Origin of the sequence: uncultured Paraglaciecola sp., assembly GCF_963977085.1 — a bacterium.
Taxonomy (GTDB): Bacteria; Pseudomonadota; Gammaproteobacteria; order Enterobacterales; family Alteromonadaceae; genus Paraglaciecola.
Genome location: NZ_CAXBNC010000006.1, coordinates 257,719 through 272,072, shown reverse-complemented (window position 1 = coordinate 272,072; position 14,354 = coordinate 257,719). Strand labels below are relative to the sequence as shown.

Here is a 14,354-nt window from a genome sequence, read left to right as displayed (position 1 = left end):
ATTATTTAGCTAAGCCCTCTTCGCGAGGGCTTTTTTTTGGAGTTTGCTTCAAAAGTTTTAGGATATCTTTGCTCTCCCCAAATTGCAGAGCAATTTACGTTTTCAGCACTTTCCCATATCCACATACTTGAACTGAGTCGCAGTTTGGCTGGGCCTTGGGCCGGAGAAGTGTTGGCTAAATTAGCTGCAGAGGCCATCAAGGTTGAAAAAAACATCGCAAATTTGTACTTTACCAAAGGTTTCAAATGGCAGATGGCTTTATCATTTTAACCGTTGCCAATGATTCACAATTTGCAGATTTTTGCGACTTAACTTGTTGCCAAAAGTTGCCCCAATATCCCCGATTTACCACTAATCAAGCAAGCGTGCCATGTGGCCCAATCAAGGATCATTTAGCGCCAACTGACATTGGTAAGCTTTATCGAGCTTCCCTACTTACCTTTGTTCGGTTCTACCTTAGATTGAAGCATTAATGTCAGGTGGCTGGTTTAGGTAATATAATGCCTTAATTCATAAAAACTTACTTAGGAATACCCATGCGCTTTTTATCTAGACGACTCGTTATGCCCAATGATTTGAATTATGCCAATGCGCTGTTTGGTGGCCGCGCTTTGGAATGGATTGATGAAGAAGCGGCTATTTATGCTATCTGTCAGTTAGAAACTAATTATCTGGTGACAAAACACATTGGAGAGATTAGCTTCGAGTCTCCGGCTATTCAAGGTGATGTAGTTGAATTCGGACTAGAAACTAAAAGTGTGGGCCGTACTTCTATTACGGTATCTTGTTTGGTACGTAATAAAGCGACTAAAAACACTATTTGTTTCGCTGATGATATCGTGTTTGTCAGGGTAGATCCTGATACTAAAAGACCCGTTGCCCATGGCAAAACAATGGATCAGCTCGTCACCCAAACGGAACAAGAAATTCGTAGTTTGAATATTGAAAAATAAACAATAGTCGGAGTTCAACGTGTTATTGGCGCGGATAGGGGTATAACCCTATCTGTTGTTACCACAATAAGATTGGATATTTTTTTCTGAACGTTTGATCCGTTTTATACGTTCCTGTTCCGATAATATTTGAATGGCACTACTGTCATTAACACTAGTTCTAATTCTTTGACCACTTTGATAAAGAGCTAAGTTCTCTCGTGCCAGTTCACAATTTTCTTTATTTGATTTTGCTGTACTTATTGATTCTAATTGCAATTCTCTAGCGACTTTTCTATCGTCGATATACTTCTTAATATTTGCCATCTGTTCACTGCTAGTCTGTCCTTTTGGAGACTCAGAAACTGGGATTGGTACCTGAATTTTTTCTACATTAAATGAATTATTTTTATCTTCAGGGGGGAATTCAGATAAATGGATTACACCAGAATTATCCGTCCATCTATATACTTGCAAAGTTTCAGTAATCGCAAACGCGCTCAACGAATTAAAATAGATGAATAATAAAAAATAACGTACAAACATATGTTATTGATTCCTCTCGTAGTTTATCTAACTATCTTTATTCCAATACCACTCAGGCCGTTTTTTATTAATGATTTTACTGTTACCACCTGGCTACCCGTTGCCAGTCCCGTTTAATATAGACACAAAGGTAGGTGCATTCAAAGCATCGAAAAATGTCATGGTATTAATTTTCATCCCCAAATTCGTTAAATAGCTTGTCCAATAAAGTGCTTCATTTTTAAAATTGAAGATGTTGTGTCATTTGAACTAGTTTACGAAATATCTAAAAAAATCAATTCTCCAAAAACTGATATTGAATTAACTCCAACGACTTTCAGTGCACCTCCGAAAATAGATTTGAAGCATATCTATGTCTGTATAAAAAAACTGACTTACTAGCAGTAGAACTGTCGGATAAATTTACAATTTATTAACATAAAACACACATAAATTTCTAACATATTGAAATATATAGATTTAATTTTATGGTGTGTTTATTGCTAACATATTTTCGGATAGGTCTCAGTTAAGTGGTATTGGACTTTAATTTATGATTTAAAAAATTTAAGGAAATAATATGAAAAAATTAAAAATGGCAGCGTTGCTTCTTGGAAGTATGTTGTCCGTATCCGCATCTGCGGATCTTATTTTCGACGCAGACGTAACTTCAAACGTTATCATGGGTAGTGGTGTCACAAACGGCAGTTTTACTGTTGCTCAGGCGAATGGAGTTGAGTTAGGTTTACGCGGTAAGTTGCGCCACAATGCGGCAGGAGCGCCAGAAAACACATACAATAGTAACAGTGACGGTACTTATAGTTTTGATGCGGGTGTTGCCCCAACTCAAGCCGCCCCCACAGCAGTATGGAGTTTCGAATGGTCAATCAATTCAAACTTTGATGGAAATGGTGGGGATTTGGATGATTACACCTATGTTTTAGGTCTAGACACTGATCCAACTGCAGCTGTATCTATGTTCAATTTTGACCCAATCAATGATGTTAACCCCAATTATGGTGTTGTAGCTTGGGATCATTCCATTGGTGATAACAGCACTGGCAATGGTGCAGGAACTGAAACAGTAGGCGCTGACACCGCAGGCTATGCATCATTAACTTCAACAAACAATCTTGCACAAAACTCATGGAAAGCGCATTGGTTTTTTGGACCTGGATTTGATCCAACTCTAGACGCAACTTACGACATCTCATTGACTGCTTTTGACGCCAACGGCGGACTAGCAGCAACTACATTAATACAGATAATTGTGGGTGCTGGCGCAACTGAAGTGCCAGAACCAGGTACAATGGCGTTATTGCTGACTGGTCTACTTGGTTTAGCGACACGTAGAAGGTTTGCAAAATAATAGTTAGTATTAAAACCACCAAAACTTGTCCTGAAATAGGTTGACACTTATTTATTGTAAAACGCTCGGTGTACTGCATCGGGCGTTTTTTTATATCAATACCATAGGCGACCTTCTTTCATTATGATCCTCAACTTATTTTAGTCATATTGTCGTAATCCATTTCATCAATTCGTCATATACTTACCATTCAAAATTTATGAGATTGATTATGTTTGACTTATTTTTTCGTTACTTATGTTTATTAACGTTGATTACATCCATACACCCAGCCTTCGCACAAGATGCTGCTCCTAGCTCGCAAACTGAATACCTCGCTAAAGATGTATCCTCCCCAAGCGCTTCGATAGAAGATCTCAATTGGATGTCAGGCTACTGGCAAGGTGAAATTTGGGGAGGTCAATTCGAGGAGATATGGTCTCTCCCCATGGCAGGTTCAATGATGGCCTCCTTCAAGTTCACTGAACGCAACCAAGTGAAATTTTATGAACTGATGACCATTTCAGAATATAAAGGTAGTTTGCGGTTACAACTTAAACACTTTGGTAAAGACCTCAAGGGTTGGGAAGAAAAAGATCAGAGTATGGACTTCAAGTTGGTTAGGTTAGCTGACTCTGCAGCCTACTTTGAAGGATACACCTATAAATTAATCAATCAAAATGAGATGCATGTCTATGTGGAAATAGATAATAACGGTGAGAAGCAGGAAACAAAGTTTGTGTTTAAGCGACACCAACAGTAAACCTCAACAAGGTCATAATTCTAAAATAAAATAGCGCATATTTTGGTGTTTATTTACTAGACAATCAGTCCTGACAATAATAACTTAGCTAATGTTTATAAAGTGCTGATTTATTTAACAAAGAACAAAGGATTGCGGACTTGATTAATATACCGGTTCAGAAGCCTAAAACTGAAATGGAAGTACTGATAATAGATGGCCAAGCCTTAGTACATACAGTAATAAGGGGAGCCCTGCTCGATGTAGGTATTGAAAACGTACATAGTGCCCACAATGCCTACTCGGCATTGAGGTTGTGCCAAGATACCTGTTTCGACATGATTTTGATTGCCTTTGATGTCAGTAGTGACAAGGATGGCTTTAATCTATTAGAAGAAATGAAGTTTAAAGGGTATATCACTAAAACGACCTGCGTAGTGTTTCTAAGCGCTGACACCTCCCAAGGTTTAGTCAATTGTGTGGTGGAAATGGAACCCACTGACTTCTGGGTTAAACCCATAGATCGCTTAAAAGTCGTCAACCGTATAAATCAAATTATCACCATCGAAAAGAAACTCTATGCGTTACGCTATTGTTTTGATCAAGGTGAATTCCCCACCGCCATTTATTTCGCTGAACGCCAATTACAAGATGCAGCATTAGCCTTGTATTACCCCCATATTAATCGACTTATTGGGAAAAGCTTATTTAATCTAAAAGAATATCAAGCAGCACAAGCACACTACGAAAAACTAGTCAAAAAATACAATTATGCGTGGGTACAAGTGGGATTGGCGTCAACCTTACTTAAACAAAACAAAATAGATGAAGCAACGGAATTAACCGCAGCATTACTCGAACGGGACGATACCAAATTTGCAACTTATGACTTACTGGCTGAATTTCATATAGATAAGGAAGATTACCAACTTGGTTATGAAATTATTCAAGAAGCAACCAAATTAGCTCCTCGTAGTATCGAGCGTAATAGAAAGTCTTGGAATTTGGCCCGTCTAAACCATGACAGAATGGGGCAATACCTCGCCATTAGAAATATGGCAAAATACGCCAAAAATTCTATTCATGACTCCCCCGCTTTGCAACTAAACGTTATTCGTTCTGGTTTAGACCTCGCAGCGACCTTATCTGAGAGCGAATCTAATAAGTTATTAGTCAACACAGAAAAAGCATTAACTCGTTTAAAGCAAGACTTTGGTGCTGCTACAGATCTGTGCGAACAAATAACCATTGTTGAAGTGAGGCTTCTTAGTTTACGTAAAAATAAAAAGCAGGCAGAGCAAATGATGTTATCGCACTCCTTAGATAATGCCCTTAGAAATTTCGAAGACAATTTAGATAAAGTCAAAGCGTTTCATGAGGTAGGTATGTGGGAGCAATCTATGGCCTTGCTTGAGAAAATGAAAGATGATGTAGAGCTTGACTCATTCACTGGCAAGGTATTGGCGGAATATCTAGAGCAGGAGTCTAGAGAGCGTAAAGACATTCGTTACAGCCCAAAAGAATTGGGTGAAATGGCCTCTACGCACTATAAAAACAAACGTTATAGACCAGCTTACAATCTGCTAGTACAAGCAACACAATTATCACCCTACAATGTCAATATCACTATTAGCCTGCTAAAAGTACTCGCAATTTTAGCGGAGGAAGGAGGCCTTTCTGACCAAGAAACCCAGAGTGTAGCCGAATGTTTAGAGACGTTGGAAGGAGCAGCATTGTCAATAGATCAACAATCTAAGTTCAATGAATACAATGAACGTATAGAGATGGCGAGCACTCTTCAGGAATAATTATTCCTCTAGAACTGACCTAACTGGGTATAAAAGAGTGATTTTAATTTTCCAATGTGGCAAGCCACAGTCGAGTGTCTGCGCCGTTACTCTTAATTGATTGTCCAAGATGCCAAACACCTTCAATTAGCAGTCCTAACACTTGTTCATTCTGAATAACCAATAGTGCTGATTCTCGTAACCAGGGTGCCACCTTCCACTGCTTGAACCATTGTTTAATAGGTTTTGAATATTGGCTACCTACAGGCTTAAACCTAACAGAAAAGCCACCCGTGCGGATTATTATAGGCCCCAAACTTGGATCCACTATTAACCCCGATTGAGTTTCACCTTGCCTCTTAACAATTGGCGAAAAAATCAGCTCACCTTGATTATTAGGTAATTGGATACTCTTTTGTTGTTGCCACTCTTTATTGAAGGTGACTTTAGCTGGCTCTGCTTTAATTACGAATAACTGATTATCAAATCGCCTAAATTGCCAACCTTGCCACTGCAAAATAGGTGTAGCATCCTCGGCAGCATCAAGGACCTCTGGCATAAGTTGATTTAATACCGCCATAGATGGACTCTGGATACCTAATTCAGACAGCCAGTAACGCACCAACTGATGTACCCATGGCTGAGTTAATTTTGTAAGTTCAGAAAGAGCAAGGCTGTTAGCTGAGGCTTTTATCTTTTGGAGTTTTTCAGCACAAATTTCATCTAATAGGCTTTGTTGCTCTTGGCATAACGCAGCACTTCGTGCTACTGAGCGTGCTAGCTCAGGCCAACGACTATGCAAAACAGGTAACACATCATGACGCAAGAAATTACGTTCAAAATCAGTATTTTGATTAGACTCGTCTTCACACCATTGCAATTTATGTTGCTGCGCATAATTTAAAATAGTTTGTTGCGAAACATCGAGTAACGGTCGATAAAAACCCACTTTTTTGTCGGATTGTAAGGGGCTTTCAGACTCCCAAGCGCGATTCATGGCAGACAATCCTTTTGGTCCTGCACCGCGCTTTAATTGCAATAAAAAGGTTTCTAGTTGGTCGTCTTGGTGCTGTCCTAGCAGTATCTGACTATTCGCTGGCGCCAATTCAACTAAGGTGTTGTAACGCGCTTCTCTGGCTAGTGCTTCAAGACTTTGTCTGGGTAAGGCTACTACTGCTACATTTGCCGTTTGATAACCAATATTGAGCTGGGCACATACTTGCTGACAGTGGCTTTGCCACTGGTCCGCATTGGAGCTTAAACCATGGTGAATGTGAATAGCACTGAGCTGGAAATTAAAGTGTTGTGTCTGCCTAATATTATGCAAAGCGTGTAACAAAACATGGGAGTCTACGCCACCACTGTAGGCAACAACTATATGTGAGGCTGACAAAAGCGGCTCATCAGATAATTGTTCTTTGAGTGTATTGAGTAGCGACATTTTTAATCATGTTTTCCAATAAAAAAGCCATCTTAAAAGATGGCTCTATAAAATTAACTTCAATCTAAATAATGCTGATTATTTAACAATAACCAAAAGACATCAATCGTTCATAACGTTGCGCTAACAATTCTTCTGTAGATAAACTACTAAGTTGCGCAAGCTGTTGTTTTAACGTTGCCTTTAAATTAGCTGCCATACTGTCATAATCTCTATGGGCGCCACCTAAGGGTTCAGTCACAATTTGGTTGATCAAGCCTAACTCTCTAATTTTTCCTGCACTTACGCCCATAGCTTCCGCAGCGAGTGGCGCTTTTTCAGCACTTTTCCACAAAATAGAGGCACAACCTTCGGGTGAAATAACTGAGTAGGTGCTGTACTGCAACATGTTAACTCTGTCACCTACACCTATGGCGAGCGCACCACCTGAACCACCTTCACCAATGACAGTACATATAATAGGGACTTTTAAGCCTGACATCACTTTAAGATTGCGAGCGATAGCTTCACTTTGCCCACGTTCTTCGGCGCCTACTCCCGGATACGCGCCAGGGGTATCAATAAAGGTAATAATAGGAAGATTAAAACGTTCAGCCATTTCCATTAAACGTAAGGCTTTACGATAACCTTCAGGTTTTGGCATGCCAAAATTACGCTTAATTTTTTCTTTGGTATCACGGCCTTTTTGATGACCAATCACCATCACTGGCTGTCCATCAATTTTAGCTAAACCACCCACTATGGCCTTATCATCTGCAAAAGCACGATCACCCGCAAGCTCATCAAATTCGGTACAGATATGCTCTATGTAATCATAGGTATAGGGCCGCATTGGATGACGGGCTATTTGACAAACCTGCCAAGCGCCTAAGTCTGCAAATATTTTGCGACTTAATTCTGCACTTTTTTCTCGCAGTTTGGTGATCTCTTCTTCGATATTGACATCAAATTCTCCCCCTTGATTGACTAGCCTTAACTCTTCAATCTTCGCTTCTAATTCAGCGATAGGTTTTTCGAATTCTAAAAAATTTACACTCATTGAACACCTAATAATAATTGTTTACAGCTTTTCAGCACTTCGCTTGTTTAAACGAGTTAGTGGAATTCCAAGTCAACCTGAGGTTTCCCTAACAGCTGTTGTAAGTCATATAGTAACTCATCTTGGGGTGTAACATACCACTGTGCGCCCAAGGTTAAATCAACTTTTGCGTCTGGATGCACATAATGCACCTGAACCGGGCAACTTCCACCTTGATATGGCAGTAAAATTGATTGCAGTTTAGCCACAGTTGAGGGATTACACCAGCTTGATTCTAAATGCACTTGCAGCCCCTTGGCATTTTTCTCACGAGCTTGTACTAAGTCCATGGCATCACGGGCTGACATTGTATTGCCACCAGAGAATTCATCAAAGCTGACCTGTCCACTAATCACTAATATTTTGTCTTCTTGCAACAATTCTTCGAACTGCTCCAACATATCAGGAAAAAACCTTACATCTACTCTGGCACTTTTATCATCTAATGTCACCAGCGCCCAACGACGGCCACGTTTGTTGGTCATCACTCTGACACCTAACACTAAACCCACTGCAAAAGCGGTTTGGTCTCTATTAGTAGGCTTAAGATCGACTAAGCGGCAAGGTGCGTAATGTTTGATTTCACTGAGATACTGATTAATCGGATGCCCAGTAAGATACAACCCTAAAGTGGTTTTCTCGCCATCTAACCAGGTTTTCTCGGGCCAAGGTTTTACATCAGCAAAGGCTTGTTGCACTTCTTCTGGCTCTGTGGTCAATAATCCAAACATGTCTGATTGTCCCGACGTCTTATCTTTAGCATGTTGACCAGCAGCGGCTAAAGCATTCGGCAATGAATGCATTAATGAGGCGCGATGGGGGCCCAAGTTATCCAATGCGCCTGCCAAGACTAATTTTTCTAATATACGCTTATTAATACGTTTTAAGTCTACTTTGGCGCAAAAATCGAATAAGTCACTGAATTTTCCTGACTCTTCTCGGGCTTCAATAATCGCTTCAATTGGGCCCTCGCCGACTCCTTTGACTGCACCTATACCATAGACAATACGACCTTGTTCATCGACGGTAAACTTATGACTACCGGCATTCACATCAGGAGGCAAGATGGTTAATCCCATGCGGTTACATTCATCAACCAAAGTCACAATTTTGTCTGAGTTATCCATATCCGCTGACATAACAGCGGCCATAAACTCTGCCGGATAATGGGTTTTCAGCCATAAGGTTTGATAAGACACCAAAGCGTAGGCAGCAGAGTGTGATTTGTTAAAACCATAACCCGCAAATTTTTCTACAAGATCGAATATTTTGATTGCAAGAGTAGGATCGATTCCATTTTCTTTTGCGCCTGATTCAAATGATTCCCGCTGTTTTTCCATTTCTTCGAGATTTTTCTTACCCATAGCACGACGTAATAAATCCGCACCACCAAGGCTATAACCCGACATAACCTGAGCAATCTGCATGACCTGTTCTTGGTAAAGAATAATGCCATAAGTAGGTTGTAGAATTTCTCTCAAACATTCATGTTGATATTGAGCATCAGGGAAAGACACTTCTTCACGGCCATGTTTACGGTCTATAAAGTTATCTACCATTCCTGATTGCAGAGGCCCGGGTCTGAACAGTGCCACTAATGCAATAATATCTTCAAAACAGTCTGGTTTAAGGCGTTTTATCAACTCTTTCATACCACGTGATTCAAGCTGAAATACCGCAGTGGTCTCTGCATTTTGCAGTACCCTAAAACATTTTGGATCAACCAGTGGAATAGCCGCGATATTGATATCAATGCCTTTACCCGATTTAACCATATCAATCGCCCACTGAATTATAGTCAGTGTGCGTAACCCCAAGAAGTCGAACTTGACTAAACCAGCGGTTTCAACATCATTTTTATCGAACTGGGTAACCGGGTTTTTACCTTCATCATCACAATAGAGCGGCGCAAAATCAGTGATAAGTGTAGGGGCTATAACCACACCACCTGCATGTTTACCCGCATTACGGGTACAACCTTCCAAAATACGACACATGTCGATAAGCTCTTTGACGTCTTCGTCTTGGTTATATAACTCGGGTAAGCGAGTTTCTTCAACAAAGGCTTTTTCAAGGGTCATACCAGGGGTGGGTGGAATAAGTTTGGAGATCCTATCTACAAATCCATAAGGGTGGCCTAACACTCGGCCCACATCTCGTACAACGGCTTTTGCCGCCATAGTACCGAAAGTTATAATTTGTGAAACTGCATCGCGACCGTACATTTCGGCTACATGATCAATTACCTCATCACGCCTATCCATACAAAAATCCACATCAAAATCTGGCATGGATACCCGTTCGGGATTCAAGAATCGTTCGAATAACAAGTCATATTCAAGAGGATCAAGGTCAGTGATATCCAGCGCATAAGCCACAAGTGATCCTGCACCTGACCCACGCCCTGGACCAACAGGAATATTATTGTCCTTACTCCACTGAATAAATTCCATTACGATCAAGAAATAACCAGGGAACCCCATTTGGTTAATAACCTTAAGCTCAATGGCTAGGCGTTCATCATATTCAGGGCGTTTTTCCAGACGAACTTGTTCGTCTGGAAACAAAAATGCCAAACGTCTTTCTAGACCTTCCTCAGATACCTTAACCAAAAAGTCTTTGATATCCAGACCTTCAGTGGGGAAATCAGGTAGGAAGTAAGTACCTAGTTGCACTGTGACATTACAGCGTTTAGCGATTTCTACTGTATTCTGTATGGCTTCAGGTATATCTGAGAATATCTCCAGCATTTCTTCAGCTGTACGTAAATATTGCTGCTCGGAGTATTCTTTAGGCCTGCGGGGATCGTTTAATGTATAACCATCATGGATAGCCACACGAATCTCATGGGCGTCAAAGTATTGTTTGTCTACAAAACACACTTCATTTGTGGCAACTACTGGCAGGTCGAATTGTTGTGCCCAGTCTACCGCGCGATGAATATAATCTTCTTCCCCAGCTCTTCCTGTGCGGGTCAATTCCAAGTAAAAACGATTTTCGAAGTGCTGTTGATAAAATTGGGTGACAGTGTCTGCAATCTCCATATTGCCTTTAGTCAGTAGCATGCCCAAGTCACCAGACTTACCCCCAGACAATACAATCACTCCTTGGTTATGTTCCACTAACCACGCTTTGTCTATAACTGCTCTGTCATTTATACTACCCCGCAAATAGGCTTTGGAAATCAACAGGGTGATATTTTTGTAACCTTGATTGTCCATAGCTAACAAGGTAAGACGGAACAACGCCCCTTCCAATTCGTCGCTTTGAACCCAAAAATCTGTACCTATAATAGGTTTAATGCCGTTTTCGTGAGCTTGGCGATAAAATTTAACTAAGCCACACATATTCATTTGATCAGTAATGGCCACTGCAGGCATACCCAGTTTTTTAACATGGGAGATAAGCGGTTTAACCTTATTTAGCCCATCCAACATGGAATAATCACTGTGTACCCGCAAATGTACAAAATTAACAGCGGCTTGTTCTACTTGTTCTGTCATTTAAGAGCCTGCAAATTGGCCATCATGCAAAGCAAGAGACTGCTGCACTGGCTTAAAACTCATTCGATATTGAGGAAGTGGTCCAAGCTCAGCGAGCTTAGCTAGATGAAATGCCGTAGGGTAACCTTTATGTTTAGCAAAGCCATACTCTGGATATTGTTGATCCAAGATTAACATTTCTTGGTCTCGTGTAACTTTTGCGATAATAGAGGCGGCCGAGATTTCGGCAATTAAGCCGTCGCCCTTTACCACCGCTTCACTCGAATAATCCCATTTTGGGCAACGATTACCATCAACCATCACATGAGTCGGCTGAATTGACAACCCTTGTACTGCTCTAGTCATCGCTAGCATGGTGGCATGTAAAATATTGAGTTCGTCAATTTCTTGTGGGCTGGCGCGGCCAATTGACCAAGCCAATGCATAATGTTTAATTTCGGCCGCCAAACTATCACGCTTCTTTTCAGATAGTTTTTTCGAATCAGCTAGGCCATTAATTTTATGTCGAGGATCTAAGATAACAGCTGCCGTTACTACATCCCCTACTAAAGGACCTCGCCCTACTTCATCCACACCAGCAATAAACTGATTAATGGCTGCTAATTGGCTCATGGTTGTTGCTCAATTAAGTTAGCGACAGCTGCCGCAGATTGTACATCAGCATCTCTCTTAAGTGAGGCATGAAGAGTTTCAAACTTGCTTATAAGTGTTTGTTGCGCTTCATCATTTTGAATAGTCAACATGGGAAGTAATAACTGACTTATTGACTGTGGCGTCACATCGTCTTGCAGCAACTCAGGAATTAATTTTTCGTCCGCCAACACATTGGGCAAAGCAAAATATTTGGCTTTATATAACCACTTCATCATTTGATAAGTTAAACCACTCAGTTTATAGGCGACGACCATATTTTTCTTGCATAACATAGCTTCTAAGGTTGCGGTGCCAGAAGCCAATAATACCGCATCAGAGGCTATCATCACTTGTCTGGCATGACCTATCACTACCTGAATACATAAATCTGGCTGGTGTGTTTGGATATATTCGTCAACTTGTGCTTTTCGTTGCCGGTTCACGACAGGAATTAACACTTTAAATTTTTTAAGGTCTGACTTTAGTAATAAACAAGACTGTATAAACACATCGAGTAATGTTTCAACTTCACGTTTCCTGCTACCAGGTAACATTGCTAATACAACTTCATTTTCTTTAATCTTTAATGCATTACGGGCTTGTTGTTTGTCAGGTTTGATTGCAATGTCATCAGCCATGGTGTGGCCAACAAATTCGCAGGGAATCTTATGTTTGTCATACACTTGCTTTTCAAAGGGAAAAATACTTAATACAAGGTTAGTGGCTTTGGCTATCTTAAAAATACGTTTTTCTCGCCATGCCCACACTGTTGGGCTGACATATTGCACCGTTTTAATACCTTGTTCTTTAAGTCTTAATGCTAGTCCTAAATTAAAATCAGGTGCATCAACACCAATAAACACATCAGGGGGATTAGCCAAAAAATGATTGACCATAGTCTTACGTACAAACATCAATCTTCGAAGGCGTGATAATACTTCCACCAACCCCATTACTGACAATTCTTCCATATCAAATAAACTTTGACAGCCTTGAGCCTGCATTTTGGGGCCAGCTATCCCTTCAAAAGTAGCATTCGGATAAAGTTTTTTGAGTTGTTTGATAAGACCAGCCGCAAGAATATCGCCAGAGGACTCTCCGGCCACAATGCCAATCCTTAACATTTTGTCGCTCATGATTTAGCGGGCAATACCGCGAGAAGAGTGACCAACAAAATCTGCCAAGAGTTGTATTTCGGGCAAGTTGCCAGGCATAGCTAAAAGCAGATTCACCGCTTCTTCTGCCCTATGTCCTTGACGGTACAATACTTTATAGGCCCGCTTAATTTGTAATATAGTATCACTGTCGAAGCCACGGCGTTTTAAACCTTCCGCATTAATACCACGAGGTGTGCTGTCATTTCCTAACATCACATAAGGTGGTACGTCAGCTAAAATTATCGCCCCACCACCAATAAAACTATGGCTACCAATACGACAAAACTGATGTGAGGCAGTTGCACCACCCATTATTACCCAATCACCAATATGTACATGCCCAGCAAGTATGGCACTGGTGGCCAAAATACTATTGTCACCAATCACACAATCATGGGCAACGTGCACATAACACATCAACAAGTTATTAGAGCCAATTTTGGTAAGCCCTTGATCTTGGACAGTACCACGATGAATAGTCACAGATTCCCGGATGATATTGTTGTCACCAATAATTAACTCAGTGGGCTCCCCAGCATATTTCTTATCCTGACAATCTTCTCCAACAGAGGCAAACTGATAAATATGATTACCTTTGCCCATGCTAGTTCTACCTTTTACAACTACATGGGATTCAATCACAGTGTTATCACCAATAGTGACATCAGCACCAATAAGAGAAAAAGCGCCAACCGAGACGTTTTGTCCCAGTTTAGCCGATGGATGAATAATGGCAGTTGAATGGATCACCAGTTACATTTTCCTCATTGCACACATAAACTCTGCTTCACAGACTTCTTTTCCATCCACACTTGCCACACCATGAAACTTCCAAATTCCGCGACGCTCTTTAATTAATCTGACGTCCATATCCATGCGATCACCTGGCACTACAGGCATTTTAAAGCGCGCTTTATCTACACCGGCATAAAGATATAAATCATCTGAATTACCTGCGGTTTTAAACCCTAACACACCAGCAACTTGGGCTAATGCTTCAAGTATCATTACGCCAGGAAAAATGGGTTTACCAGGAAAATGACCTGTAAAACAAGGTTCGTTAAATGTGATATTTTTATAAGCAGATATAGACTCATTTAGTGTGTAATCTGTCACTCTATCTACCAACAAGAATGGATAACGATGGGGAAGCAAATCCATGATATCTTCTATTTCAAGAGTGTTTTCTTTATTAGCCAAAGGGTGTT

Annotated in this window: 14 protein-coding genes; 6 read left to right on the top strand and 8 right to left on the bottom strand. The window is 40.6% G+C overall.

Features of this window, described 5'->3' with window-relative positions; translation table 11 throughout:
• The first annotated feature begins 36 nt into the window (after window positions 1-36).
• The 3 genes from AAC000_RS09955 (at window position 37) to AAC000_RS09945 (ending at window position 953) form a co-directional block, all read left to right on the top strand.
• Window positions 37-270: a CoA transferase gene (locus AAC000_RS09955; protein ID WP_339722297.1), complete on the top strand. Its 234-nt coding sequence runs from the start codon at window positions 37-39 to the stop codon at window positions 268-270.
• Window positions 246-473: a hypothetical protein gene (locus AAC000_RS09950; protein WP_339722295.1), complete on the top strand. Its 228-nt coding sequence runs from the start codon at window positions 246-248 to the stop codon at window positions 471-473. Before AAC000_RS09955 ends, AAC000_RS09950 begins: the two co-directional genes overlap by 25 nt.
• Window positions 474-536: 63 nt before the next feature.
• On the top strand, window positions 537-953 hold the full coding sequence (locus AAC000_RS09945) for a hotdog domain-containing protein (RefSeq protein ID WP_339722293.1): 417 nt from the start codon (window positions 537-539) through the stop codon (window positions 951-953).
• 48 nt (window positions 954-1,001) lie between these two features.
• Here AAC000_RS09945 and AAC000_RS09940 read toward each other — a convergent pair whose 3' ends face one another.
• A complete protein-coding gene (locus tag AAC000_RS09940) occupies window positions 1,002-1,478 on the bottom strand; it encodes a DUF4124 domain-containing protein (protein ID WP_339722292.1) in 477 nt (158 codons plus the stop codon).
• 559 nt (window positions 1,479-2,037) lie between these two features.
• Between AAC000_RS09940 and AAC000_RS09935 the strand changes: the two genes are divergently transcribed.
• The 3 genes from AAC000_RS09935 to AAC000_RS09925 all read left to right on the top strand — a co-directional run bounded on the left by AAC000_RS09935 (window position 2,038) and on the right by AAC000_RS09925 (window position 5,355).
• Window positions 2,038-2,826, top strand: coding sequence for a PEP-CTERM sorting domain-containing protein (locus AAC000_RS09935; protein ID WP_339722290.1), 789 nt, complete (start codon window positions 2,038-2,040; stop codon window positions 2,824-2,826).
• 211 nt (window positions 2,827-3,037) lie between these two features.
• Window positions 3,038-3,568, top strand: coding sequence for a DUF6265 family protein (locus AAC000_RS09930; RefSeq protein WP_339722288.1), 531 nt, complete (start codon window positions 3,038-3,040; stop codon window positions 3,566-3,568).
• 140 nt (window positions 3,569-3,708) lie between these two features.
• Window positions 3,709-5,355: a response regulator gene (locus AAC000_RS09925; protein WP_339722286.1), complete on the top strand. Its 1,647-nt coding sequence runs from the start codon at window positions 3,709-3,711 to the stop codon at window positions 5,353-5,355.
• A gap of 43 nt (window positions 5,356-5,398) precedes the next feature.
• Here AAC000_RS09925 and tilS read toward each other — a convergent pair whose 3' ends face one another.
• From tilS to fabZ, 7 genes are all read right to left on the bottom strand, one after another.
• On the bottom strand, window positions 5,399-6,775 hold the full coding sequence (gene tilS, locus AAC000_RS09920; RefSeq protein ID WP_339722284.1) for a tRNA lysidine(34) synthetase TilS: 1,377 nt from the start codon (window positions 6,773-6,775) through the stop codon (window positions 5,399-5,401).
• An 82-nt stretch (window positions 6,776-6,857) separates the two neighbouring features.
• A complete protein-coding gene (accA, locus tag AAC000_RS09915; protein WP_339722282.1) occupies window positions 6,858-7,814 on the bottom strand; it encodes an acetyl-CoA carboxylase carboxyl transferase subunit alpha in 957 nt (318 codons plus the stop codon).
• Window positions 7,815-7,870: 56 nt separating this feature from the next.
• Entirely contained in the window at window positions 7,871-11,356 is a 3,486-nt protein-coding gene (dnaE, locus tag AAC000_RS09910) for a DNA polymerase III subunit alpha (protein WP_339722280.1), read from the bottom strand.
• On the bottom strand, window positions 11,357-11,950 hold the full coding sequence (rnhB, locus tag AAC000_RS09905; protein WP_339722326.1) for a ribonuclease HII: 594 nt from the start codon (window positions 11,948-11,950) through the stop codon (window positions 11,357-11,359).
• A gap of 14 nt (window positions 11,951-11,964) precedes the next feature.
• The gene (gene lpxB, locus AAC000_RS09900; protein ID WP_339722278.1) at window positions 11,965-13,125 is read right to left on the bottom strand and encodes a lipid-A-disaccharide synthase; all 1,161 of its coding nucleotides are present in this window, start codon (window positions 13,123-13,125) and stop codon (window positions 11,965-11,967) included.
• Window positions 13,126-13,128: 3 nt separating this feature from the next.
• A complete protein-coding gene (gene lpxA / locus AAC000_RS09895) occupies window positions 13,129-13,896 on the bottom strand; it encodes an acyl-ACP--UDP-N-acetylglucosamine O-acyltransferase (protein WP_339722276.1) in 768 nt (255 codons plus the stop codon).
• A gap of 3 nt (window positions 13,897-13,899) precedes the next feature.
• Window positions 13,900-14,346 (bottom strand): 3-hydroxyacyl-ACP dehydratase FabZ, encoded by a 447-nt coding sequence (gene fabZ, locus AAC000_RS09890; RefSeq protein WP_339722274.1) that lies wholly within the window; start codon window positions 14,344-14,346, stop codon window positions 13,900-13,902.
• Window positions 14,347-14,354 lie beyond the last annotated feature (8 nt).